Source organism: Bacillus glycinifermentans (assembly GCF_001042475.2).
GTDB lineage: Bacteria > Bacillota > Bacilli > Bacillales > Bacillaceae > Bacillus > Bacillus glycinifermentans.
On the sequence record NZ_LECW02000035.1, the window covers coordinates 32,841 to 57,954 of the forward strand.

Genomic DNA, 25,114 nt, shown 5'->3' on the forward strand with positions numbered 1-25,114 from the left:
CGCTCCTTCGATAATTGCAATTCGTTGTTGCTGCAGGCTATAAGTTTAACTGCTTTATAAGTGACTTTTTTTGGTTTCTGCAGTTTAATAAGTGAGTCTAAATTTTAATAAATATTTACTTTAAAACCTCAATAACAAACTCCGGCGCCTCGATATCACCAGACATTCCCGCATCTTCATTCCCGGGGGCCTTGAACGTGATGTCGTACGTTTTTTGCGAATGGGGCGGTGCTTCCAGCGTTTCCGGCTTGAAGTGAAATTCATAGACATTGCCAGGCGAAAGCGAGACCCGCTCGGTGTTTGCTCCATAATTGTTCACTTTGACCGTACAGTTCATCTCGCCGCCATCTTCATCCCCGTCATAGCTGCACGTACTTTCTCTGCTTATGTACTCGACCGCATCGGGGCCTGTTGCGTTCCATTTCAGAAAAACCATCAATTGCTCGGTGACAAGCGGGTAAAGTGCGGTCAATCCCATTATAAACAGGAACAGCTTAAAGCGGATCCACGGCGTTTTTCTGTAATGGAGCGAAGCAAGCACGAATCCGGCAATGACGAGAAAAATACCGGCAACAGCGGCGTAATAAAGGCCGCCATGGCTCCGGACGGGTCCGCCAAACATGCGGATGATCGTTTCGCCTGCCGGAAACTCCTGATGGGTATTGGCGCCAAACAGCAAACCGAACACAATCAGGCCGATTCCGACCGATCCTTTGTGAAGCTTCATGTTGCCCCTCCTCATTTATATCGTCTCATATAGTAGTCGAAGCGGTGCTTAAAAGGTTTCCTTTTTTACTTGAAAATGTCAAACCATCCTTTGTGGCGAAACCAGATGATCATGCCGGCGACGACGGCGGCCATGACGCCGAGGACGATAAAATATCCGTAGCGCCAATGAAGTTCGGGCATGTTGTCAAAATTCATGCCGTATACACCGACGATAAACGTCAGCGGAATGAAAATCGTCGATACAATCGTCAGCGTCATCATGATCGCGTTCATCCGGTTGGAATTCAGCGTCTGGTAGCTGTCTCTTAAATCAGCAGTCATGTCGCGGTTGTTTTCGACGATTTCAGTCAGCTTGAGAAGATGGTCGTAGATGTCATTGTAATAGGCTTTTCGTTCGCGGTGATCTTTTAAATGCTCAATATTTAAGATCCGGTAGAGCAAATCGCGCATCGGAATGATCGTTCTTCTGAGCTTCAAGAGATCGCTTCTGATATCAAACACTTCGTTCATCAGCGTTCCAAACGTTTTCCGGTTGTCGCTTTCGGCGATTTCATTGAGCCGGTCTTCGATTTGATACAAGATTGGAAAATATTCGTCGACAAGCTGATCCATAATCATATAGGCAATGTGGTTCGGACCTTTCTTCCAAAGCGCTTTATTTTCTAAAAACCGCTTTCTCACCTTTTCAATACCCGTTGATTGATGAAAATGAAATGAAACAACGTAATTTTTTCCGACGAATAGATCGACTTCTTCAGAAGCCAAAGTTTTTTGATTTAAAGCATGAATAACGAAAAAAAGATATTCTTCATATTGATCAAGCTTCGGGCGCTGCAAATAATGAAAGCAGTCCTCAATCGACAATGGGTGAAAGTGAAAATGGTCTTTCAGCAAAGAAGCTTCTTCTTCCGAAGGCTGATCGAAATCGGTCCAATACCACTCTATGTCTTGATCTGCCAGCCTTTCCGTAGAAATGCCGGATAAAAGCCGTCCATCTTTTGTAATCGCGGTATGTGTAAACATTGGCAACCCTCCACCTTCATCATAGCATGCTCCCGGCACCTGGTATCATTCAGTTTAAAAATTAAATTTCCGCCGTTTTATAAGTGAAAAGCAAACATGGTATACTGTGGACAAAGAAGAAAAGGGATGGGAAGCCATGTGGAAGGAAATCGTAAGCGTAACACCGCCTTATCAATTTGACCGCGTTCTTGAGAGACTGTCTCTTGATCCGCTCAATGCGGTCAGCCTTGAACAACGGGAAGTCAGGCTACCGCTTCGCAATCAGGCTAAGGAGCCGTCCATCGTCACGGTGCGGGCGGCAGGAACGGTTGACGCTCCTGAGTTTGTCGTCAGCGGAACAGACGATCAGGAACTGATGATGGAAGAAGTGAAACGGATTTTCGGTTGGAAAGAAAGCCTTCAGCCCGTTTTGGATCATTTTTCAAAAACAAGCTTGTCCAAGCTGTTTGAAGAGCATGCTGGGACGCCGCTAGTCCTCGATTTTCAGCTGTATCATTGCCTGATGAAATGCATCATCCACCAGCAGCTGAACCTGTCGTTCGCGTTTACGCTGACGGAGCGGTTCGTTCATACATTCGGCGAACTGAAAGACGGCGTCTGGTTTTATCCGCTTCCCGAAACGATTGCAAAGCTCGATTACGCCGATCTGCGCGACCTTCAGTTCAGCATGCGGAAGTCCGAATATGCGATCGATACGTCAAGAATGATCGCAGAAGGGATCTTAAACCTTGATGAGCTGGCATCACTGACAGATGAAGAGATCATGCAAAAGCTGGTGAAAATCAGAGGGATCGGCCCGTGGACCGTGCAAAACGTCCTGCTCTTCGGACTTGGGCGGCCCAACCTGTTTCCGATGGCCGATATCGGTCTGCAAAATGCGATCAAGCGCCATTTTGGCTTAACAGATAAACCGACAAAAGACGAAATGCTTGAAATGAGCAGGGAATGGCAGCCTTATTTAAGCTATGCTTCCCTGTATTTATGGAGGAGCATTGAATAGAAATGGAGAGAACATGAGTGAAACGTGAAAGCAAAAGATCATCAGCAGAAATAAAAGTCGGACAGCAATTTCCGCTGACGATCAAACGCCTCGGCATTAACGGCGAAGGCGTGGGCTATTTTAAGAAAAAAGTCGTCTTCGTTCCTGGCGCCCTGCCCGGCGAGGAAGTCGTCGTCGAGGCGACAAAGGTTCATCCGAAATTTTCCGAAGGGCGTGTCAAAAAGGTGCGCAAACGCTCGGAGCACCGCGTCAAACCGCCCTGCATCATCTATGAACAGTGCGGGGGCTGTCAGCTTCAGCACCTGGCATACGATCAGCAGCTGAAAGAAAAACGGGACATCGTCATTCAGTCGCTTGAACGCCACACCCGCTTTGACATCGGCAAGATGGAGATCAGGCCGACGATCGGGATGGACAACCCGTGGCATTACCGGAATAAAAGCCAATTCCAGCTCGGCACGAAAAACGGAAAAATGGTTGCCGGCCTGTACGGGCTTGATTCGCATCGCCTCGTTCCGATTACTGAATGCATCGTCCAGCATCCGGCGACAAACAAAACGACGCAGACCGTCAAGCAGATTCTCGAGGACTTCGGCATCTCCGTCTATGATGAACGGAAGCGGACCGGCGACGTGCGGACGATCGTCACAAGAGCCGGCTTTGAAACGGGAGAAGTGCAGGTCGTGCTCGTCACGGCAAAAGACGAACTCCCGCGCAAGGAGCTGATCGCTGAAGAAATCAAAAAACGCCTGCCTGAGGTGACATCTGTCATCCAAAACGTCAACAAAGCGAAAACATCGGTGATCTTCGGCGAAGATACAAGGCTGCTTGCCGGCAATATGGTCATTCAGGAATTTCTCGGAGACGTCTCATTTGAGCTGAGCGCCCGCGCCTTTTTCCAGCTCAACCCGATCCAGACCGTCAAGCTCTACGACGAAGTGAAAAAAGCCGCCAAGCTGACCGGCACAGAAAAGGTCGTCGACGCCTATTGCGGGGTCGGCACGATCGGGATGTGGGTCGCAGACGGCGCAGGAGAAATCCGCGGTATGGACGTCATTAAAGAATCGATCGAAGACGCCAACAAAAACATGAAAAAGCACGGCATCGAAAACGCCCGATATGTCACAGGCACAGCCGAACACTGGCTGCCAAAGTGGACGAAAGAAGGCTTCCGCCCTGACGTCGTCATCGTCGACCCGCCGAGAACCGGCTGCGACCGGACGTTTCTTGACACGATCAAACAGGTGAAGCCGAAGCGGTTTGTCTACGTCTCATGCAACCCGTCAACGCTCGCCAAAGACCTGCAGTATTTAGCGAAAGATTACCGTGTCGAATATATTCAGCCTGTCGATATGTTTCCGCAGACCGCGCATGTGGAGAGTGTCGTATCGCTCAAGCTGAAATAAAACGCCTTTCACAAGGCGTTTTTTAGCGAAATCACAAGGAGGAACACACGATGAAAAGACTCTGCGTCATCCCCTGCGGCAAGAAAAAGATCTGGGATATCGACCCGTCGAAGGGGCCGTCTGCCGCGCGGAACGTGTATCTCAGCCCGTTCCATCAGGCGTGCCGCACATATGCGCAAACCTTTTTTGCCGATTGGACGATCCTCTCCGCCAAGCACGGTTTTCTGCGGCCGGACGATATCGTGCCGGAAAACTACGACGTCACCTTCGGTATGCGCCACCCGGAGATCATGCCGCTTGATGCGCTGAAGGCGCAAGCCGAACAGAAACATCTCATGCAATATGACGAAATCGTGATGCTAGGCGGAAAAAAATACCGTCCCGTCCTGATGAGCGTGTTTGGAAAAGAGCAGCAGATCACCTATCCGCTTGCCGGGTATCGGGGAATCGGCTACATGCTTCAGGCGCTGAAGCAGGCCGTGGATGAAAGATTAGAACTTGGGACAAAATGAATGTTTTTCATTTTGTCTCTTTTTTTATGAAAAGTGTAACAAATGAACCGCTTGCGGCCACTAAATACTTGGGAAGAAAAATGCAGGGTGTCCACAGGTTTGAGGATTCAGCCGGCGGTCAAAACGATCGCTTTTTTTCATTGCCAAACATGTGTTGAAAAAGCCTTTTCGCTCCAAGCGGTATAGAGCCGGTCTCGGAGCATCTTTTTCACAGGGCAAAACGAAATGGAGGGATACCATGGAAGATAAGATGCGCTATATTATTCGCGATTTGCTTCCTCTTTACCGGGAAGGACTGCTGAGCGAAGAGACGGAGGAGTGGTTTGATGAGCAGGTCAAAAACAACCCGGAATACAAAAAGCTGGTGACAGAAACCCCGCCTCAAAAGAAAAGTATCGATCGCAGGCTTTCTCTTTATCAGATCTTGTTTACGGCCATTTCTTTTTTTCTCGCGCTTAAAATGTCGCTTTTAAATGGAAGCTTTGGCTTCATATTGTGGTATGCGGTCCTTGGCCTCTTAATCTATCTATTCTATCGGAATGTTAGAATCGTTTTCCTGTTCTCATTTGTTCCGATTTTCATTTGGGGAATTACCGATTCGCTTGCAGAACTCGCTGGCGGGGATGCCATCGAAGGAGCGACGCTTGGGGAATATGTGATCAGCTCGATTTATGGAGCAGTCTGGCTCGCCGCGATTCACTGTTTATTCGCCGTTGTCGGAAGCTTTATCGGCTGGCTGTGCATCAAACTGACAGAAAGCAGGTCATGTCATGAAAAAGAAAATCGTATATAGTGCGCTCCTTTTCATTACCGTAGCTTTCGTACTTGTTGCATACAATTCATTCAACGGCAACCCGGTAAGCGGGATGTTGGCGAAAAAAGCGCTTGAGCGTTATTTGGCAGACCGCTATCCTGACAAGGAGCTGCAAATTGAAGAGGGCGTATACAACTTTAAGTTTGCCGAATATGTGTTTGATGTCATGGAGGTTGGCGATCAAACAAGATCGTATCAGTTCACGCTTACCGGGTTTTTCAAACCGGAGGTGAACATTGACGGCATTCACGATGCGAATCTTGATGAGCAGCTGATGGAGCGGCTTGGCGGCGAAGCTTCAAAAGAACTGAAAGCGATTTTGGAGCAAAAAGTAAGCCGTCTCGTAGGTGTCGACGTTTATCTGGAGGTTTTAAAGGACAAACTCGCAGATGACACAAAATGGAGCAAAGGCATCAAGCTCGATGGACCGATGCAAATCGAACTTGTACTGGATGCGGCAGACAGCGATCAGGAAGACGTTTATCACGCCGCGAAAACGGTTCAGCATGTTTTGAAAGATCAAGGATATGATTATGGATATGTCAATATCAACGCAAATGATTTTGATGGAGAGGACACAAAAGATATGGAAAGCGGTTATGTCAAATATGCCGTATCGTTTGAAAAAGACGCTGATATCAAGCTCAGCGATGTTGAAACACTCAATCAATAAACCATTCATCCCTATTTCCTGCGATTGGAGATAGGGATTTATTCTTTTTTCAATCCGCTGTAAAAAGCGGCGACCGTCTGTTTCACAAATGCGTCTTTTGCGATTTTTTGAAATCGGCCTGCAGCAAGCGCATTTGATGAGAAAAATCCGTATAAAGTTGTCAGAAACACGAAAGCCTGCGAACCTGCATCACCTGTTTTGACCAGGTCTTTCTTTTGCATTGTGACAATATAATCTGTCACATAACGAAGGAGTTCTTCCGTGTGCTTCAAAATAAAACCAAACAGATCAGAAAGCCTTTCTCCCTCTTGGACGGCGATGAGATACAGCGGTTTGTTGTTTTCCATGAGCTGCAGATAGGATTCGGCAATCAGCGTTAAATCTTTTTCCAAGTCCCATGTAATGCTGTTTTCAAAGATCGTTTTAAAGGCGGGGATATATGAAAATTTTTGAACGGCGGCTTCCAAAAGGCCTTTTTTTGTTTTGAAATGCCGGTAAACCGTCATTTCGCTTACGCCTGCAGAAAGGGCGATATCCTTGATTGTAACTGATGTAAATCCGTCATTTTGCATTAAGTCCAAGGCAGCAGAAATAATCCGGTCGTTCGTCTCTTGCATGCATAAATCCCTCCATTTTATGATAGTTAGTAGTAACTAACATCAGTCTAAACAGGCGGCATTTGCATGTCAAGCTGTTTAAAAATGAACGAAAAGGAGTTTTACAGGTGGCAAACGTATTAATCGTAAACTTTCCGGCAGAAGGTCACGTCAACCCTACTTTAGGCATCACAAAGGCCTTTGTTGACAGGGGAGACAATGTTCATTACATTACAACGGGAAAATTTAAAGACAGATTGGAAGGTGTGGGTGCGACTGTCCATCTGCATGAAGATTTGCTTAGAACCGCGAGTATCGATCCGGGGTCTCCTTCCGGTCTTCTTTCGTTTTTGAAGATTCACCTGCGGACATCGCTGTATATATTGGAGGTCGTGAAGGAACTGGCAAAAAGCATTCAGTTTGATTTCGTTTATTATGACACATTCTGTGCGGGGGAATTGGTCAGGGATTATTTAAATATCCCGGGAGTCGCGTCATCTGCTTCATTCTTATTCGGAGAGGAGCATCTGGATATTCTGCCGATGCATCCGGATTCGGGCGTGCCGCTCAAAATGGACAAAGAATGTGTAGACCTGCTCGCCGAGATCAAAGAAACATACGGAGTATCCCCGCGCCATGTCTCTCAATTTATGAGCAACCGGGCTGAGTTGACCGTCGTGTATACAAGCCGTTATTTCCAGCCTGAGAGCGACCGGTACGGGGATGACTATTTGTTTATCGGCCCGAGCTTTCCGAAACGGCTGGACAAAAAGCACGATTTTCCGCTTGAGAAGCTAAAGGGGAAGAAGGTCATTTATATTTCAATGGGCACGGTTTTGGACAAAACGGCGGAATTTTTCAACCTGTGCATTGATGCGTTCTCTTGTTTTGAAGGCATCGTCGTGATAGCGGCGGGAGAAAGAGCCGACTTCTCGCATTTGAAGGACGTTCCCGAAAACTTCATCATAGCCCCTTATGTTCCGCAGCTTGAAGTGTTGAAAGAAACGGATGTATTCATTACTCACGGAGGAATGAACAGCGTAAATGAAAGCATCCATTTTCAGGTTCCGATGGTCGTCGTGCCCCATGATAAGGATCAGCCGATGATCGCCGGGCGGCTTGCTGAATTAAATGCAGGCTACCCGATTTTCAAAGACAAGCTTGATGCGAACACATTGCGGCACGCTGCAGATCAAGTATTGAACAACAGCCGATATAAAGAAAACATTCAAAAAATCGATGAGAGCTTCCAGAACAGCATGGAGATGAACGAAGCGCTTAAACGCATTGATCAATATGCCGCCCAAAAAGCAAACCGCTAACCGGTTTGCTTTTTTTACCATTCGTGTGCATAATTCGCCTGAAAAAGAAAAGAATAGAACGAATAAATTTTGAGAAAGGGTGTTTGTGCAATGCGTAAATTATGGCTGTCTTTATTGGTAATCGCGCCGTTGTCCTTCTTCGTCCCGCTTTCTGAGGCGCACGGGGAAACGCGCGTTTATCAGGATCTGACAGAACAGCAAAAAAGTGAACTGGCTTCAATGCAAAGGGATATTATGGAGAAGAAAAAACAGCTGATCAACAAGTATGTCGAGTACGGAATTATCGATCAAGAGAGAGGGAAAGAGATCAAATCCCATATTGAACAACGCTATGACAAAGAGAAAAAGAACGGGTTTATGCCGAAGTGGCATCAAGACAAGGAAAAGAAGTTCCATAAACATCATATGCCATAAAAACGCAAGCCCCGGGATGGCAGCCGCAATTTCTTCGTGACAAAAGTGTAAAGACAGGTGTAAACTAATACTCATGTAAAATCAGCTAAGAGGTGAGTGAGTATGAAGAAAAACCGTCCGGCTTCCGAGCGGAAGCTGCTTGGCATTGCTGGTCTCGGCTGGCTTTTTGATGCCATGGACGTCGGAATATTGTCGTTTATTATCGCTGCTTTACACGAGGAATGGAAATTGACGCCGGAGGAGATGAGCTGGATCGGCAGCATCAACTCCATCGGCATGGCTGTCGGGGCTTTTTTGTTCGGGCTATTGGCCGATCGCATCGGCCGAAAATACGTATTTATCATTACCCTGCTGTTTTTCTCGGTGGGCAGCGGCTTATCCGCTTTGACAACGACACTTACGGCATTTTTGGTTTTGCGCTTTGTTGTCGGCATGGGGCTGGGAGGAGAGCTTCCGGTCGCATCAACGCTCGTATCGGAAACCGTTGCACCCGAGCGGCGGGGAAGGGTCGTCGTCCTGCTGGAAAGCTTTTGGGCATTCGGCTGGCTGGCCGCAGCACTGATTTCGTATTTTATTATTCCGCATTACGGCTGGCAGATCGCCTTAGTCATTACCGCGCTTCCGGCGTTTTACGCGCTGTATCTGCGCCTGGCGCTTCCCGACTCGCCAAAATACGACACGATTGCTAAAGAGCGGAAGCCGTCCATCGTTGACAGTATAAAAAGCGTCTGGTCCGCCCGTTTCGTCCGTCCGACGGCAATGCTGTGGATCGTCTGGTTTTGCGTCGTTTTTTCCTATTACGGCATGTTTTTATGGCTGCCGAGCGTGATGGTCATGAAAGGCTTCAGCATGATTCAAAGCTTTGAATACGTATTGGTCATGACCTTGGCCCAGCTGCCCGGCTATTTCTCGGCTGCCTGGCTGATCGAGAAAGCCGGCCGGAAAATGGTCCTCATCCTTTACCTGCTCGGAACAGCCGTCAGCGCTTACTTTTTCGGAACGGCCGAGTCGCTTGCCCTCCTGTTGGCGGCGGGTATGTTTTTATCTTTCTTCAACCTTGGCGCATGGGGAGCGCTTTACGCGTATACGCCCGAGCAGTACCCGACGCAGATCAGGGGGACCGGCGCCGGAATGGCCGCTGCGTTCGGCAGAATCGGCGGGATTTTGGGGCCGCTTCTTGTGGGAAGTCTCGTCAGCAAGGGCACATCGCTTTCCGTCATTTTCCTGATCTTCTGCCTGGCGGTTTTGGCAGCCGTCAGCGCCGTTCTCTTTTTGGGAACGGAAACGAAGCAGCAGGAGCTTGCTTAATTGAGCGAAGGACATAAAGAGGGATTGGGAAAAGCTGATAAACATCGCTTAAAGACGTAGAGAGAAGGTGGCCGCACCTTCTCTTTTTTGTGAAAATAGTACTATTGATGCAAAAGCCTGAACAGAATAGAATCGTAATAAGAACAAAATATCGGCGGGTTTGTTACTGGTAAAGCAGGCAAGACCTAAAATGTGATAAAGGACCTACTCCTTTAGTGCGCTTTATTGCGCCTATCGGCAGACGTCTTTTGCATGTTTTAGGTCTTTTTTCGTTAGGTTGCCGACGCGTTTTTCCCGAATGTCACATTTTTCATTTTGATCGCGGGCTGCTCATTTGATAGGATAAAAAAATTGAAGGAGGAGGCACCGGTTATGGAGCATAAAGAAATCGCAAAAGAACTGTTGTCCAGGATCGGCGGCAGCGAAAACGTCATCGATATCAGCCACTGTACGACAAGGCTGCGTTTCAATGTCAAAGATGATACAAAAATAGATATTGCCTCTATCGAAGAGCTGGAGCACGTGCAAGGGACTTTTTTTAGGTACGGCTTATTTCAAATCATTTTCGGAGCGGGTACCGTTAATAAAATCTACAAAGAAATGCTTCAATTATGTGAACCGGCTCCAATAGAGAAGGAGATAGAACCGCAATCTCGAATGAATCATTTTACGAGATTTGCAAAAACATTGTCTGATATATTCGTCCCGATCATTCCGGCAATGGTCGCAAGCGGGCTGATCAAGGGGCTGATCGGGGTCCTCAAAGAATTTGGACTAAGCGCAGCGGACGTCCCGGCTATGAAAATGCTCGATATTTTTTCGAGTTCAGCATTTATCATTCTGCCTGTGCTGCTCGGATTCAGTGCGGCAAAGCAATTTGGTGCGAATCCGTATCTTGGAGCGGTCATCGGCGGTATTCTCACCCATCCGGATTTGCTCGATCCTTCATTGCTCGGCAGCAAAGCACTGCCAACCGTTAATGTTTTCGGGCTTGAAGTGCCATTGATCGGATACCAGGAGACGGTCATCCCGGTTCTGTTGTCCGTTTATATCATGAGCAGCATTGAAAAGCTGCTGAAAAAAATCGTTCCCTGCTCTTTGGATTTGCTTGTCATTCCGTTTGTGACGGTGATGGTTACAGGATTTGCCGCACTGTTTATCATGGGGCCTGTTTCTTTATTCATCGGCCATTTGATGAGTGAATGCCTCGGCTTTGTTTATCAATATGCGGGACCGGTTGCCGGACTGTTATTTGGCGGACTTTACTCATTGCTCGTCCTGAGCGGCCTGCATCACAGCTTTTATGTGATCGAAGCGTCGCTGCTTGCAGATCCCGAATACGGCGTCAATTTTTTGCTTCCGATCTGGTCGATGGCCAACGTCGCTCAAGGGGGAGCCGGGCTTGCCGCATTTGTTAAAACGAAAAACGCCGATATCAAAAAGATTGCGATACCCGCCTCACTTACCGCCTTTCTCGGAATCGCCGAACCCGTGATGTTCGGCGTCAACCTAAAATATCTCAGGCCGTTTATCGGTGCAGCGATCGGCGGCGCGCTTGGCGGTGCATATGTGACCTTCGTCCACGTCGCCGCCAATTCATACGGGCTGACCGGCATTCCGATGATTTCGATCATTTTGCCGCTCGGAACCGCCAATCTCGTTCATTACCTGATCGGTTTTGCGATTGCCGCGGTTTCTGCGTTCGTTGCGACGCTGTGTCTTGGCTTGAAAGAGGAAAAAGAATAGTTCCGTTTTCATTACCAAAACAGGGATGAAAGGAAGGCAGCTATGAAAATCAAGAAAATCTTAAATAACAACGCGCTGGTAGTGAAAGACCGTGATGAAGAAAAAATCGTACTGGGGTCCGGAATCGCCTTTCAGAAAAAGAAAAATGATGTCGTGGACAGGTCTAAAATCGAAAAAATCTTTGTCAAAAAAGATTCAACAGAGTACCTCCAGTTTGAGAATATATTAAAAACGCTCCCGGAGGATCACATTCAGATTGCAGAGGACATCATCTCTCATGCGGAAAAAGAGCTGGGGATTAAAATCCACGAGCGGATCCATGTTGCTTTCTCAGACCACCTGTCGTTTGCGATTGAACGTCTGAGCAAAGGAATGGTCATCAAAAATCCGCTGCTTCATGAAGTCAAAGTCCTATATACGAAAGAATTCCAAATCGGACGCTGGGCGAAAGCGCTCATTAAAGAGAAGCTTCACATCGACATTCCCGAGGATGAAGTCGCAAACATCGCTTTACATATACATACCGCCAAAACAAACGCCGGGGATATGACCAAAACGCTCGACCTTACGACGATGATCAGGGACATCATCAGAATCATCGAAAACAGGTTGAACATCACGATCAAAGACGAAACGATTTCATATGAAAGGCTTGTCACGCATCTCCGCTTTGCGATTCAGCACGTCGAAGCGGGTGAGACCTTTTATGAACTTGATAGTGACATGATGGACCTGATTAAAAAGAGGTTCAGACAAGCCTTTTTGTGCGCGCGCGAAATCGGGAAATTCGTCAAAAAAGAATACGGGTTTGAATTTCCGGAAAAGGAATTATGCTATATTTCAATGCATATTCAAAGGTTTTACCAGCGGTCGATTTAACATTATAAGAAAACACCGGCAGTCTGAGCCGGTGTTTTTTATTGGACGAGCATTCCTTTAGCAACTGCATCGGCTTTTCTTTGCCGTTTAACAATTCGGCCAGCTTTAAGGCGAACGGGATCGTCGTCGCAGGCCCGCGGGAGGTAATGATATTTCCGTCCATCACGACGTTTTCATCCGTGACGATGTCCGCTCCTGTAAGCTCCTTCTCAACGCCGGGGTAGCAGGTTGCTTTTTTGCCGCTGACAAGCCCCGTTTTTCCGAGCGTCATCGTCGCGGCGCAGATGGCGGCAACGTAAGTTCCGGATGCTGCGGCTTCTTTTAAAGTCTCATGCAGGGCATCATGCTCAAGCATTTTTTTGCTTCCCACGTTTCCTCCCGGCAGAATCAGCATGTCCGCTTCCCGAAAGTCGGCGTCGTCAAACATTTTGTCAGCTTCAACGACGATGCCGTGCCCGCCTTTGACGCTTCGTTCGGGATCGAGGGAGACGGTGACGGTTTCCACTTCTGCCCTCCGTAAAATATCGATCGTTGCAATGGCTTCGATTTCTTCAAATCCGTCAATTAAAAAGACATATGCTTTTGTCATGGAATCGACCTCCTTAATCTCCATTCTAACGGCCAAAAAGTTTTTCTGGCAAATCATTCGTAGACAAAACGAGACACGGGTCTCATTTTGTTTCTTTTTTCGCCAGTCTCTTTGAGATCCATCTGCGGCGGAGCGGCTTTTTTATGTTGGCACGATTTTTGCTTAATAAAAAGTGAGCGATAAAAAGATAGGGAGGTTTTGTGTAATGGTAGCGGCATTGACAAAGGAAAAAGCGGAATGGATGTACCAAAAAATGCTCGAAATCCGCAAATTCGAAGACAAGGTGCATGAGCTGTTCGCCCAGGGAATATTGCCGGGATTTGTCCACCTTTATGCTGGGGAAGAAGCGGTTGCGGTCGGCGTCTGCGCACATTTAAACGACAAAGACAGCATCACGAGCACGCACCGCGGTCACGGGCATTGCATCGCAAAAGGGTGCGACATCAAGGGAATGATGGCTGAGATCTACGGAAAAGCGACAGGGCTTTGCAAGGGCAAGGGAGGATCGATGCACATCGCAGACTTTGACAAAGGAATGCTCGGCGCAAACGGGATTGTCGGCGGCGGTTTTCCGTTGGCCTGCGGTGCTGCTCTAACAGCCAAATATAAAGGCGAGAAAAATGTAAGCGTTTGCTTTTTCGGTGACGGCGCAAACAATCAAGGCACTTTCCACGAAGGGATCAATCTCGCCGCCATCTGGAAGCTGCCCGTTATCTTCGTCGCCGAAAATAACGGCTACGGTGAAGCGACACCGTTTTCCTATGCGTCGAGCTGCACAGCGATCGCCGATCGTGCCGCGGGCTACGGGATTCCAGGCGTACAAGTGGATGGAAAAGACGTGATGGCCGTCTATCAAGCGGCCGAAGAGGCGGTAAAACGGGCGAAAAACGGCGAAGGACCGACATTAATCGAATGCATCACATATCGCAATTACGGCCATTTTGAAGGGGATGCCCAGCGCTACAAGACGAGCGAAGAAAAACTGGAGCATCAAGAAGAAAAAGATGCGATCTCTACTTTCAGACGCGAATTGCTGACAAGTCAGAAGCTGACTGAAGAGGAGCTTGACCGGATTGAAACATCTGTCGCAGAAGCGGTCGAGGAAGCGGTCGAGTTCAGCGAAAAAAGCCCGTATCCGGATCAAGCCGAACTGCTGACAGACGTGTATGTTTCCTATTAATCGATTCAAAAGGGGGAATTGAAAAATGGCGAGAGTATTAAGCGTGTCCGGCGCGCTCAATGAAGCGATCAAACTGGCGATGAGAAAAGACGCCGATGTCATTTTAATGGGGGAAGACGTTGCCGGCGGTGCAAACGTCGATCACCTGCAGGATGATGAAGCATGGGGCGGCGTGCTTGGCGTGACAAAGGGGCTCGTTCAGGAATTCGGAAGGGAGCGGGTCCTCGATACGCCGATCAGTGAAGCAGGGTATATCGGCGCCGCAATGGCTGCCGCTTCAACGGGTCTCAGGCCGATCGCCGAATTGATGTTCAATGATTTTATCGGCAGCTGTTTGGACCAGGTGCTGAATCAAGGTGCGAAGTTCCGCTATATGTTCGGCGGAAAAGCGGAGGTGCCGGTAACGATCAGAACGACGTACGGGGCGGGCTTCAGAGCGGCTGCTCAGCATTCGCAAAGCCTGTATGCCCTTTTTACAAGCATTCCGGGGCTGAAAGTGGTCGTGCCTTCTGCGCCTTATGATGCCAAAGGCTTGCTGCTCGCGGCGATTGAAGATCCAGATCCCGTCATCTTCTTTGAAGACAAAACATTATACAACATGACCGGCGACGTCCCTGAAGGTTATTACACGCTTCCGATCGGCAAGGCGGATGTGAAGCGGGAAGGTTCTGACGTGACGATCTTCGCTGTCGGCAAACAGGTCAACACGGCTTTAGAAGCAGCGGAACAGCTTGCGGCCCGGGGAATCGAGGCGGAAGTCCTTGATCCGCGCAGCTTGTCGCCGCTTGATGAAGAGGCGATTCTCGCTTCAGTGGAAAAAACAAACCGGCTCGTGATCGTTGATGAAGCGAATCCGAGGTGCGGCATCGCCGCGGATATCGCCTCACTGGTCGCAGATAAGGGATTTGATTTGCTGGACGCCCCGATCAAAAAGGTGACGGCGCCGCACACACCTGTCCCGTTTTCGCCGCCGCTTGAAGACATCTATCTCCCGACGCCTGACAAGGTCATGAACACCGTTTTGGAGCTTGTGGGAGAGACGTCATCTCAAGGCGTGTGACATTAAGAAAGGAGAGAGAAAAATATGGCCGTCGAAGTTGTCATGCCAAAGCTTGGAATGTCAATGAAAGAAGGTATCGTGTCCGCCTGGAATAAAAAAGCCGGGGAATTTGTTGAAAAAGGAGAAAGCATCGCAAGCATCAACTCTGAAAAGATCGAAATGGACATCGAGTCTCCGGCAAAAGGGACCGTTTTAGAAATTAAAGTGCCTGAAGGAGAAGGCGTGCCGCCGGGAACCGTCATCTGCTGTATCGGCGATGAAAGCGAAAAGGCTCCGAAAGAAAAACAACCGAAACCGGCGGGAGAACGCCTGAAAATTTCTCCAGCCGCCCGTAAAATCGCTGAAGGCGCAAACGTGGACATTCATTCGATCCAGGGAACTGGACCGGGCGGAAGGATTACGAAGGCTGATGTTTTAAAGGCGCTTCCTGAGGAGCCGAAAACACAGCCGGCCGAAAATGATCAGCAGTTTGTGAGCACGATGAGGAAGACGATCGCCGCAAGGATGACGGAAAGCCTGCAAAACAGCGCACAGCTTACCATCACGATGAAAGCCGATGTAACGAAGCTGACCGTCCTGCAGCATCAGCTTAATGAAACGGCCAAAACAAAATATGATACGAAGCTGACGATGACCGATTTTGCCGCAAGGGCGGCGACGCTTTCGCTATTGGAGCACCCTGAGATGAACAGCTCATATCAAGACGAAAGGCTTTCGGTTTATGAACACGTCCATCTAGGAATTGCGGCCGCATTGGACGGCGGTTTGGCGGTTCCCGTCATCCGCCATGCCGAGCGCCTACCATTAATCGAACTGGCCAAAAAAATAAAATGGTACGCTGAGAAAGCGCGCGAAGGCCGGCTTCTTCACGATGAGATTGAAGGTTCAACATTTACGATCACAAACCTGGGGGCATACGGAGTTGAGCATTTCACACCGATCTTGAATCCGCCTGAGGCGGGAATCCTCGGAATCGGCCGGATGTACGAAACGCCCGTTTACAAGGAAGGGGAATTGTGCAAAAGCGATATTCTTCCGCTGAGCCTGACGTTTGATCATCGAGCGCTCGACGGGGCGCCGGCCGCGGCGTTTCTGTCAACCGTAAAAACGTATTTGGAAAACCCGGCATCGATTCTTTTATAGAAAGAAGGTGAAAACATGACCCTCGCCATTATCGGAGGAGGACCGGGAGGATATGTGGCGGCGATTACCGCCGCCCGCCTCGGCAGGGAAGTCATATTGATTGACCGCGGGCCATTGGGAGGGACGTGTCTGAACGAAGGCTGCATTCCGACAAAAGCGCTGCTTGAAAGCGCGGATTTGTATGAGAAAATCAAGGCGGCCAATGAGTTCGGCATTGATCTGCCCCAAGAAGGAGCCGTCATTCGATGGCAGGCCGTTCAGAAGCGAAAAACGGCGATCGTCCGAAAGCTTTTAGGAGGCATCACCTATTTAATGAACAAAAACAGGATCAAGGTGCTGAACGGAAAAGCGTCTTTTCTCTCTGAACGTGACATTCTCGTGGAAGGAGAAGGGAAGAGGGAGGTCGTCAAAGCCGATCAAGCGATCATCGCGTCAGGTTCTGAACCGGCGGAGCTGCCGTTCGCCCCTCTTGACGGGAAGTGGATCATCCATAGCGGCGATGCCATGGCGCTTCCGTCCATTCCCGACTCGATTTTCATCATCGGAGGAGGCATCATCGGCTGCGAATTCGCGAGCATTTTCAGCAGAATGGGCGCTAAAGTCGTCATCGCTGAGAAAGCCGGGCAGATTCTGCCTGAAGAGGACCCTGACATCGCCGCATTTTTGCGCAGCAAGCTGGAACAATCCGGAGTCGACGTCATGACATCCGTATCTGTTGAACGGCTTGATCACATTCAGAAGAAAGCCTTTTTGAACAATGGAGTAGAAATCGGTGCGGACGTTTGTTTAACCGCGATTGGCCGGAAGCCGAGGGTGTCGGATTTAAACCTTGATCATATCGGAATTCAATATGACAGCAGGGGCATTTACGTTAATCAGCATATGCAAACGAACCTTCCGCACATCTACGCCTGCGGTGATGTAACGGGAGGCGTACAGCTTGCACACGCGGCTTTTCACGAAGGAAAAATCGCCGCTTCCCACGCCTCGGGCAAAGACGTGCAGGCAAGCGGCGAGATCATCCCGCGCTGCATCTATACTTCACCTGAAATCGCCGGCGTCGGACTGAATGAAAAGATAGCAAGGGAACGATATGGCGATATTCGGGTGGGAGAGTTTTCGTTTTCCGCGAATGGGAAAGCGCTCATCTTACACGAGCCTGTCGGCAAGGTGAAAATCATCACGGAGCCGGAATATAACGAGATCGTCGGCGTGTCTATCATCGGGCCGAATGCCACCGAACTGATCGGGCAGGCATCCATTATGATGCATGCCGAGATGACGGCTGACGCAATGGAGAATTTGATCGCTGCACATCCGACTCTTTCAGAAACGATTCACGAAGCATTGCTGCAAACCACGGGGCAGGCCGTCCATTGCTGATGCGTCTAAAAAAGCAATGTTGAAAGCGCTTTTATAATTCTCTATAATGAGAAAAAAGCCCTTAGGAGAGGATGGAATGAATCCGACGCCCTGCTATTTAAATACGTGGAAGCGCTTCGTTCAGGAGGGGCTGCTTGACGGGTCCCGCCTGAACAAAAGAGTCATGGAATCATGGTACCGCTGTAAAAATGCAAATGTGAATCCGTATTTAGATAAAGGACGGTCAATATTGCAAAAGGATTTGTTCAACGCTCAAAAACAGAAGCATTCCGAATTTTTTGATGCCGCCCTGCCTTATTTGAAAAAGATCAGCCTTGAATTGGAAGAATCGGAAATGATGGCTCTTCTCATCGATGGAGAAGGCTATGTGCTAAGCTTGGCGGGAAGCCAAAGAACGCTTGAAGAAGCGGGAAAAATCAATTTTGTCGAAGGGGTGTGCTGGACAGAAACGGAAGTCGGCACAAACGCAATCGGTACGGCGCTTGAAATCGGCGAGGCCGTCACGATTAACGGAACGGAGCATTACTCCGTCGCCTCCCATCAATGGAGCTGTTCAGCCGCCCCGATCCGGCATGAGGACGGAACGATCTTAGGCGTCATTGACATTTCCTGTCTCGCGGACAGGCGGCACCCTTTTATGCTCGGCATGGCAGCGACCGCGGCCCATGCCATTGAACGCGAAATCAATGTCCGCTCGAAACGAAAAGAAATGGAACTCGTCAACCGTTGTCTTGAGATCATCGATTCTGATGAACCGTTCGTCGTCTGCAATGATAAAAAAGCGATCGTTTCAGCAAGCAAGCCGGTGCGCGAGCGTTTTTCAGACTGGCGCGGCTTGAATGTCAATGAATTGCTTAGCCGAGGGTGTTACACCCGTGAGGAACAGAAAGTTGTCTCAGACATAAACGGAGAGCCGCTCGGAACCTCAATCTCATTGAGAGAAGCCCCGCGAAAAGAACATGCCGGAACATTTTTATCCTATTTCAGCTATAGAGGAGCCGCAGGAACAAGCGAGATATTTCAAAAGGCGCTCAACGAAATGAAAATGGCAGCAAATACGGATGCCAACGTATACATATGGGGGGAAACAGGTTCTGGAAAAGAACTGGCGGCAAGGGCGATCCATGAGGGGAGCGCCAGAAGAAACGGCCCTTTTATTGCCGTGAATTGCGGCGCCATTCCTGAAAGCTTAATGGAAAGCGAACTGTTCGGCTATGCGGAAGGCGCGTTCACCGGGGCGAAACGCCGCGGCTCAAAAGGGAAATTTGAGCAGGCTGACAAAGGAACGATCTTCTTGGATGAAATCGGCGAAATCCCCCATGCGATGCAAGTTGCGCTGTTAAGGATCATCGAGGAGCGAAAGGTCACCCCGATCGGCGGCACTCATGACATTCCTTTAGACATCAGAATCATTTCCGCAACCCATCGCGATATTACCGAGCTTTTACGAAAAGGGAAGATTCGCAAAGATTTGTATTACCGCCTTCATGTCTACCCCGTCAACATTCCGCCGCTGAGAGAACGGAAAGAAGATATTCCCGATTTGTTCACCCATTACAAAAAGAAGCATCAGTGGAATGCCGAATGTCCCGATCATTTTTTTCGGCGGCTTGAAGAATACCATTGGCCTGGAAACATTCGTGAACTTTTCAATGTTTTTGAACGTCTGAGAGTGTTGTTTCCATCCGGCGGGATGATCTGCGAGGCCGATTATGAACCGGTCCTGGGCGCGCTCGATTGGCAAAGTTCAGGATCGCCTGCCGCAGATCACTGTTCAAGTGCGCCGCTTACATTCAGGGAGCATATCCAAAAACATACGATGATGGAGGCTTTGCAAAAAACGAAAGGCAATGTGACAAAGGCCGCAAAGCTGGCAGGCATTCCGAGAAGCACGTTCTACAAGCGCCTGCAAAAGTATAATTTATAGCTATCCCCTCGGCGCCCAAAGCATGATGCATACACCCGCTAAACAGATGACAGCCCCGACCCAGTCATAGAGGTCAGGGGTTTTTTTGTCGACCCACCAGCCCCACAGAACGGCAAGAATGATAAACACACCGCCGTAGGCCGCATACACCCGGCCGAATGACGGGAACTTCTGCAACGTTGGGATGATCCCGTAAGCGATTAAAATCAGACTTCCGCAAATTCCGTACCAAGCCGGCTTGGACTCCCTCAGCCACAGCCAAACAAGATAGCCCCCGCCGATTTCAGCCAAACCCGCAAGTAGAAATAATAGCAATGCAATCAGCATAAACGAAACACTCCAATTACGATGTCTTACACAGATTGTACAATAATGCCATGGGAAATTTCCCGCTTTCCGTGAAAATAAACAGAACACGATTATAGGAACTGTCTGCCCCAAACCTGTTGGATGCCGATGTAAAGCGTGATATAAGTAACATGTAAACGCTTATAAGGGGGCAATAAAATGAACAAATCGTATTCAATCGTCATAGCCGGAGGAGGAAGCACATTTACCCCGGGAATCGTTTTGATGCTGCTGGACAATCTTGATGACTTTCCGATCTCCCGCCTGAAGCTTTACGATAATGACGAAGAGCGCCAAAACAAAATCGCCGGGGCCTGTGAAGTGTTGATTAAAGAGAGGGCGCCTTATATTGAATTTTTGGCGACGACAGATCCGAAAGAAGCGTTTTCTGAGGTCGATTTTGTGATGGCTCATATCAGGGTCGGAAAATATGCGATGAGGGAGCTTGACGAAAAAATCCCTCTGAAATACGGAGTTGTCGGCCAGGAGACGTGCGGACCTGGAGGAATCGCCTATGGAATGAGATCCATCGGCGGCGTTCTTGAGCTGATCGATTTTATGGAGACCTATTCTCCTGATGCGTGGATGCTCAACTATTCCAATCCGGCTGCCATTGTCGCCGAGGCGACGAGAAGGCTGCGTCCGACTTCAAAAGTGCTGAACATATGCGATATGCCGATCGGCATTGAAGACAGAATGGCCCAAATCCTCGGATTGTCTTCCCGGAAAGAAATGATCGTCCGTTATTACGGCCTCAATCACTTTGGCTGGTGGACGTCAATCTGTGACAAGGCCGGAAACGATCTGATGCCGGCGATCAAGGAACACGTCGGAAAGTTCGGCTACATTCCGAAAAACGAACAAGAACAGGCGGAAGCAAGCTGGAATGATACCTTCAAAAAGGCCCGCGAAGTCTACCAGCTTGATCCGGATACGCTGCCAAACACATACTTGCAATATTATTTCTACCCGGATGATATGGTGAAAAAATCGAATCCCGATTTTACCCGGGCGAACGAAGTCATGGAGGGCCGGGAAAAATTCATTTTCGGCGAATGCGAAAAAATCGTCAGGGCGCAATCGTCTGCAGACAGCCAAATCAAAATTGATGACCATGCTTCATATATCGTCGACCTTGCCCGTGCGCTCGCATATAATACGGGGGAACGGATGCTGTTAATCGTTGAAAACAACGGTACGATCGAAAACTTTGATCCGACGGCAATGGTTGAGGTACCGTGTATCGTCGGCAAAAACGGGCCAGAGCCGATCACGGTCGGCCGGATTCCGCAGTTCCAAAAAGGACTGATGGAACAGCAGGTATCCGTTGAAAAGCTGGTTGTCGAAGCGTGGATTGAAAAGTCATATCAAAAACTGTGGCAGGCGCTGACGTTGTCGCAGACGGTTCCAAACGCACGAACGGCAAAGCTCATTTTAGACGACCTGGTTGAAGCAAACAAAGATTACTGGCCGCCGCTGGCAGAAAAAAACCTTCAGCCGTCTTTATAAAGAACGTCACGCTTTACATGCCAACCGGCAGGTGATTCATTGCTTGGCATAACCCCCATTTTTTCTCGTATTTTATATAATAAAAATAGAGAAAAAATGGGGTGAACATGATGCAATTGGAAGAATTGATGAACAAGCATTATAAAAAACTAAATGAAAATGATTTTCATATTTTGAAATATATTTTGAATCATCAGGATACCTGCTACAAGTTCGGCATAAATGAACTGGCTAAAAAGTGCAATGTTTCACGCACTTCTATTTTAAGGCTTTCTCAAAAGCTTGATTTCAGCGGATACAGCGAATTTCGGGTGTTTTTGAAGTGGGAGGCGGAGAAGCGGGAGGAAGAGCGGGATGAGTGCCGTTCTTTCGAAGGGCTGATGAGGGATATGGAAGCCAGCATGAAATATTTGAAAAATACGGATATGCGGAAGATGTGCAAGCTCATTGACGAAGCAGACCGTATTTTTGTGTACGGCTCCGGCACGGCCCAAACTTCCTGCGCTTGCGAGCTGCAGCGCATGTTTATACCCCGGCACAAGTATTTAATGGTTATCAAAGATCAAATCGAATTCGAAATGATGATGTCTGATTTCACCGATCAAGACCTTATCATTATCATTTCGCTGTCCGGAGAAACCCCGTCTCTGATTCCGCAAGCCCAAACGCTCTCTGCAAAAGGGATTCCGTTTATTTCCCTGACCAATCTGAAAAATAATTTACTCGCCCAATTGACGCCGTACAACCTCTATGCGACAAGCCAGCCTGTAACGATTTCTTCTCATACAGAACTGACGGCGTTTGCTCCTTTTTTTCTCGTCGGGGAAGCGTTGTTTCGCAGTTATATCGATTACACTGAAGAAAAGAACCGGACCGAAAAAAATCATGTTTAATAAACAAGGGGGGATTTTACATTGATGCAAAAAGTGCAGCGATTCGGAAGCGCCATGTTTGTTCCGGTTTTGTTATTTGCTTTTGCGGGAATCGTCGTGGGACTGAGCACTTTATTTAAAAACGACCAGCTGATGGGGGCGATCGCCCGGCCTGACACCTTTTGGTATAAATGCTGGTATATCATTGAGGAAGGGGGCTGGACCGTATTTAGGCAGATGCCGCTGTTGTTCGCGGTCGGCATCCCGATCGCCCTCGCGAAAAAAGCTCAGGCGCGCGCATGCTTGGAAGCGCTTACCACCTATTTGACCTTTAACTATTTTATCAGCGCCATCCTCACCGTATGGGGCGATTTTTTCGGCGTAGACATGAGTCAGGAAGCCGGGGGAACCAGCGGACTTGCAGAAATTGCAGGCATCAAAACGCTTGACACAAACATCATTGGCGCGATTTTGATTTCTTCTATTGTCGTGTATATCCACAATCGCTACTTTGATAAAAAGCTGCCCGACTTTCTGGGGATTTTTCAAGGTTCTTCATTTGTCGTGATCATCTCGTTTGCCGTCATGCTGCCGGTCGCTTTGGCAACAGCGTATATTTGGCCGATGGTTCAAGGCGGCATTGCATCACTGCAAACATTTCTCGTGGGGTCGGGCGCATTTGGCGTATGGGTCTACACATTTCTTGAAAGGGTCTTGATTCCGACGGGGCTTCATCATTTCATCTACACGCCGTTTGTTTTCGGACCGGCCGTTGTTGAAGGCGGGATTGTCACCTATTGGGCCCAGCACCTTGGGGAGTTTTCAGCCAGTGCGCAGCCGCTGAAGGAGCTGTTTCCGCAGGGCGGGTTTGCGCTTCACGGAAACTCCAAGATCTTCGGAATTCTTGGAATCGCGCTTGCCATTTATGTGACAGCCAAAAAGGAAAAGAAAAAAATCGTAGCCGGCTTGTTGATTCCGATTACCTTGACGGCCATGATAGCCGGCATCACAGAACCGATTGAGTTTACCTTTTTATTCATCTCGCCTTTGCTGTTTTTGGTCCACAGCCTTTTAGCGGCTACAATGGCGACATTGATGTATGTTTGCGGAGTTGTCGGGAATATGGGCGGAGGTTTAATCGAAATCTTGACGCTCAACTGGATACCGCTCTTTCATTCGCATGGCAGCACTTATCTATTTCAAATATTGATCGGCCTTTCCTTCTCAGTCATCTATTTCTTCGTATTCAGGTTCCTGATTTTAAAAATGGACATCGCAACACCGGGACGGGAAAAAGGTGAACAGCAGGAAACGAAGTTTTATACAAAACAAGATTTCAAGGCGAAGAAGCATTCAGAAAAAGAGGTTTCAGCGGGCAGGGAACACGAAGAAGATCAAGCGGTCCTTTGTATTCGCGCCCTCGGCGGAAAAGATAACATCGCGGAAGTGACGAATTGTGCGACGCGTTTGAGGGTTAGCGTCTATGACGAATCAAAAGTGCAGCCGGACAGCGAATTTAAAGCGCTGGGCGCCCACGGTGTGGTCAGGAACGGCAAAGCTTTGCAGATTATTATCGGCCTTTCGGTTCCTCAGGTAAGGGAAAGAGTGGAGAAGCTGCTGGACAGCTAAAAAAGAGCATGCTGCCTTTAAACATTTTGAGACAAGGCAGCTTTTTTATGTGCCCGGCTTTATGCATTAAACTTCAGTTTTTCGATATCGCGCCTACTGGCCGCAATTTCCTTTGTCATCTCATTCAGGTTGTGATCGAAAAACGAGGTTCTTTGAAATAATTTATCGAACTTCTTTCCTGTATCAAGCTTAAAAGCGGACAGTTCTGCCTGGGTTTTCTCCTGCGCTTCTTTAAGCGCCCCGAGCATAGAAAAGACCTCGGTTTTAAAGTGATCAAAATGTTTTTGATGTGCCAAGGTTTTCACTTTAAAAGATGTAAATTCTTTTTTAAACGATGTGAGGTCTTTTTTGAGAGTGCTCATTTCGTCTTTAAGAGAAGTAAAATCTTTTTTTAAGAAGCCGACCTCACCCTTAACAGAAGCCAGGTCCTTTTTAATAAAGCTGACTTCGTCTTTAATTAAGATGAGTTCCTTTTTAAAAGGATGAAGCTCTTCTCTGAATATGGTCCTGATGGTTTGTTCGAGTGCTGCGCTCATGTTTTCGCCTCCTTTCCGCCCTTTCACTATACCATGGATTGAAGTGCTGCAAAGGAGGGGAAAGGGGGTTTTGCCGTTTGAAAACGTATAATTGACTATAGGAAAAACTGAAATGCAGCAAACAAAAAAGGCAATGCCCTGTCGGCATGCCTTTTTAATGATTTTTTTTCTGAAGGTTTTCGATTTCGACCCATTTCTGCGACCAGTCTTCGATTCCTCTTAGCACGGGTTCAAGCGCTTGTCCTTTTTCTGTCAGGGAGTACTCAATCCGCACGGGGGTTTCGGGGTAAACGTGGCGGTGGATGATACCTTCATGTTCAAGTTCTTTTAATCTTTCGGATAACAGCCTTCCGCTGATGGGAAGGGATGATTCTATATGACAAAACCGCTGCGGGCCGTTTAGAAGCTGGTGAATGATCAATCCGTTCCAGCGCTGACTTATCATTTTCATTCCTTTTTCAAATTTGGGACATAAAGATGATAGGCTCATGTTCTTCACCTCTCTAGGTATATTAT

At 48.3% G+C, this 25,114-nt stretch carries 25 protein-coding genes; 18 read left to right on the forward strand and 7 right to left on the reverse strand.

The genetic code is table 11. The features are described 5' to 3' along the window. Positions 1-115: 115 nt before the first annotated feature. Together AB447_RS18080 and corA are read right to left on the reverse strand one after the other, a co-directional pair. A complete protein-coding gene (locus AB447_RS18080) occupies positions 116-727 on the reverse strand; it encodes a hypothetical protein (RefSeq protein WP_048355092.1) in 612 nt (203 codons plus the stop codon). Between the two features lie 65 nt (positions 728-792). Continuing rightward, entirely contained in the window at positions 793-1,752 is a 960-nt protein-coding gene (gene corA, locus AB447_RS18085) for a magnesium/cobalt transporter CorA (protein ID WP_048355091.1), read from the reverse strand. A 136-nt stretch (positions 1,753-1,888) separates the two neighbouring features. Here corA and AB447_RS18090 point away from each other — a divergent pair, with 136 nt between their 5' ends. The 5 genes from AB447_RS18090 to AB447_RS18110 all read left to right on the forward strand — a co-directional run bounded on the left by AB447_RS18090 (position 1,889) and on the right by AB447_RS18110 (position 6,157). Continuing rightward, positions 1,889-2,752 carry a DNA-3-methyladenine glycosylase family protein gene (locus AB447_RS18090; protein ID WP_048355115.1) on the forward strand — a complete coding sequence of 288 codons (864 nt, stop codon included), beginning with the start codon at positions 1,889-1,891 and terminating at the stop codon, positions 2,750-2,752. A gap of 17 nt (positions 2,753-2,769) precedes the next feature. Then, entirely contained in the window at positions 2,770-4,158 is a 1,389-nt protein-coding gene (gene rlmD / locus AB447_RS18095; protein WP_048355090.1) for a 23S rRNA (uracil(1939)-C(5))-methyltransferase RlmD, read from the forward strand. A gap of 50 nt (positions 4,159-4,208) precedes the next feature. Then, on the forward strand, positions 4,209-4,670 hold the full coding sequence (locus AB447_RS18100) for a DUF6884 domain-containing protein (RefSeq protein WP_048355089.1): 462 nt from the start codon (positions 4,209-4,211) through the stop codon (positions 4,668-4,670). 238 nt (positions 4,671-4,908) lie between these two features. Continuing rightward, entirely contained in the window at positions 4,909-5,463 is a 555-nt protein-coding gene (locus AB447_RS18105; protein ID WP_048355088.1) for a hypothetical protein, read from the forward strand. Then, positions 5,441-6,157 carry a YfjL-like protein gene (locus tag AB447_RS18110; protein WP_048355087.1) on the forward strand — a complete coding sequence of 239 codons (717 nt, stop codon included), beginning with the start codon at positions 5,441-5,443 and terminating at the stop codon, positions 6,155-6,157. Before AB447_RS18105 ends, AB447_RS18110 begins: the two co-directional genes overlap by 23 nt. A gap of 38 nt (positions 6,158-6,195) precedes the next feature. On the opposite strand, the gene AB447_RS18115 is transcribed toward AB447_RS18110, so the two are convergent. Continuing rightward, positions 6,196-6,774 (reverse strand): TetR/AcrR family transcriptional regulator, encoded by a 579-nt coding sequence (locus AB447_RS18115; protein WP_048355086.1) that lies wholly within the window; start codon positions 6,772-6,774, stop codon positions 6,196-6,198. A gap of 107 nt (positions 6,775-6,881) precedes the next feature. Here AB447_RS18115 and AB447_RS18120 point away from each other — a divergent pair, with 107 nt between their 5' ends. The 5 genes from AB447_RS18120 to AB447_RS18140 all read left to right on the forward strand — a co-directional run bounded on the left by AB447_RS18120 (position 6,882) and on the right by AB447_RS18140 (position 12,422). Next, positions 6,882-8,075 (forward strand): macrolide family glycosyltransferase, encoded by a 1,194-nt coding sequence (locus AB447_RS18120; RefSeq protein ID WP_048355114.1) that lies wholly within the window; start codon positions 6,882-6,884, stop codon positions 8,073-8,075. A 90-nt stretch (positions 8,076-8,165) separates the two neighbouring features. Continuing rightward, the gene (locus AB447_RS18125; RefSeq protein ID WP_048406565.1) at positions 8,166-8,489 is read left to right on the forward strand and encodes a YckD family protein; all 324 of its coding nucleotides are present in this window, start codon (positions 8,166-8,168) and stop codon (positions 8,487-8,489) included. 102 nt (positions 8,490-8,591) lie between these two features. Further along, a complete protein-coding gene (locus tag AB447_RS18130) occupies positions 8,592-9,797 on the forward strand; it encodes an MFS transporter (RefSeq protein WP_048406564.1) in 1,206 nt (401 codons plus the stop codon). A 372-nt stretch (positions 9,798-10,169) separates the two neighbouring features. Then, positions 10,170-11,543 (forward strand): sucrose-specific PTS transporter subunit IIBC, encoded by a 1,374-nt coding sequence (locus tag AB447_RS18135; RefSeq protein WP_048406563.1) that lies wholly within the window; start codon positions 10,170-10,172, stop codon positions 11,541-11,543. 42 nt (positions 11,544-11,585) lie between these two features. Continuing rightward, positions 11,586-12,422, forward strand: coding sequence for a PRD domain-containing protein (locus AB447_RS18140; RefSeq protein ID WP_048355085.1), 837 nt, complete (start codon positions 11,586-11,588; stop codon positions 12,420-12,422). Here AB447_RS18140 and AB447_RS18145 read toward each other — a convergent pair. After that, complete coding sequence (locus AB447_RS18145) at positions 12,334-13,011, reverse strand: DJ-1 family glyoxalase III (RefSeq protein ID WP_156415999.1); 678 nt, start codon at positions 13,009-13,011, stop codon at positions 12,334-12,336. The two genes, AB447_RS18140 and AB447_RS18145, sit on opposite strands and share 89 nt — an antisense overlap. Before the next feature lie 205 nt (positions 13,012-13,216). On the opposite strand from AB447_RS18145, the gene AB447_RS18150 reads away from it, so the two are divergent. The 5 genes from AB447_RS18150 to AB447_RS18170 all read left to right on the forward strand — a co-directional run bounded on the left by AB447_RS18150 (position 13,217) and on the right by AB447_RS18170 (position 19,704). Further along, positions 13,217-14,191 carry a thiamine pyrophosphate-dependent dehydrogenase E1 component subunit alpha gene (locus AB447_RS18150; protein WP_048355084.1) on the forward strand — a complete coding sequence of 325 codons (975 nt, stop codon included), beginning with the start codon at positions 13,217-13,219 and terminating at the stop codon, positions 14,189-14,191. A 25-nt stretch (positions 14,192-14,216) separates the two neighbouring features. Next, positions 14,217-15,251 (forward strand): alpha-ketoacid dehydrogenase subunit beta, encoded by a 1,035-nt coding sequence (locus AB447_RS18155; RefSeq protein WP_048355083.1) that lies wholly within the window; start codon positions 14,217-14,219, stop codon positions 15,249-15,251. Positions 15,252-15,275: 24 nt separating this feature from the next. Further along, complete coding sequence (locus AB447_RS18160) at positions 15,276-16,394, forward strand: dihydrolipoamide acetyltransferase family protein (protein WP_057957684.1); 1,119 nt, start codon at positions 15,276-15,278, stop codon at positions 16,392-16,394. A gap of 15 nt (positions 16,395-16,409) precedes the next feature. Further along, positions 16,410-17,777: a dihydrolipoyl dehydrogenase gene (lpdA, locus tag AB447_RS18165; protein WP_048355082.1), complete on the forward strand. Its 1,368-nt coding sequence runs from the start codon at positions 16,410-16,412 to the stop codon at positions 17,775-17,777. A gap of 76 nt (positions 17,778-17,853) precedes the next feature. After that, a complete protein-coding gene (locus AB447_RS18170; RefSeq protein WP_048355081.1) occupies positions 17,854-19,704 on the forward strand; it encodes a sigma-54-dependent Fis family transcriptional regulator in 1,851 nt (616 codons plus the stop codon). Here the strand turns inward: AB447_RS18170 and AB447_RS18175 are convergent, their stop codons facing one another. Next, positions 19,705-20,031, reverse strand: a complete 327-nt coding sequence (locus tag AB447_RS18175) for a YnfA family protein (RefSeq protein ID WP_046130997.1) — start codon at positions 20,029-20,031, stop codon at positions 19,705-19,707. Between the two features lie 180 nt (positions 20,032-20,211). Between AB447_RS18175 and glvA the strand changes: the two genes are divergently transcribed. The 3 genes from glvA (at position 20,212) to AB447_RS18190 (ending at position 24,062) form a co-directional block, all read left to right on the forward strand. Continuing rightward, positions 20,212-21,561 carry a maltose-6'-phosphate glucosidase gene (gene glvA, locus AB447_RS18180; protein WP_048355080.1) on the forward strand — a complete coding sequence of 450 codons (1,350 nt, stop codon included), beginning with the start codon at positions 20,212-20,214 and terminating at the stop codon, positions 21,559-21,561. Between the two features lie 110 nt (positions 21,562-21,671). Next, positions 21,672-22,454, forward strand: a complete 783-nt coding sequence (locus AB447_RS18185) for a MurR/RpiR family transcriptional regulator (RefSeq protein ID WP_048407250.1) — start codon at positions 21,672-21,674, stop codon at positions 22,452-22,454. A gap of 21 nt (positions 22,455-22,475) precedes the next feature. Next, complete coding sequence (locus AB447_RS18190) at positions 22,476-24,062, forward strand: alpha-glucoside-specific PTS transporter subunit IIBC (RefSeq protein ID WP_156416000.1); 1,587 nt, start codon at positions 22,476-22,478, stop codon at positions 24,060-24,062. Between the two features lie 59 nt (positions 24,063-24,121). Here the strand turns inward: AB447_RS18190 and AB447_RS18195 are convergent, their stop codons facing one another. Both AB447_RS18195 and AB447_RS18200 read right to left on the reverse strand, forming a co-directional pair. Further along, the gene (locus AB447_RS18195; protein WP_057957685.1) at positions 24,122-24,598 is read right to left on the reverse strand and encodes a hypothetical protein; all 477 of its coding nucleotides are present in this window, start codon (positions 24,596-24,598) and stop codon (positions 24,122-24,124) included. A gap of 154 nt (positions 24,599-24,752) precedes the next feature. Continuing rightward, positions 24,753-25,088, reverse strand: coding sequence for a winged helix-turn-helix transcriptional regulator (locus AB447_RS18200; protein ID WP_048407241.1), 336 nt, complete (start codon positions 25,086-25,088; stop codon positions 24,753-24,755). Positions 25,089-25,114: the final 26 nt, after the last annotated feature.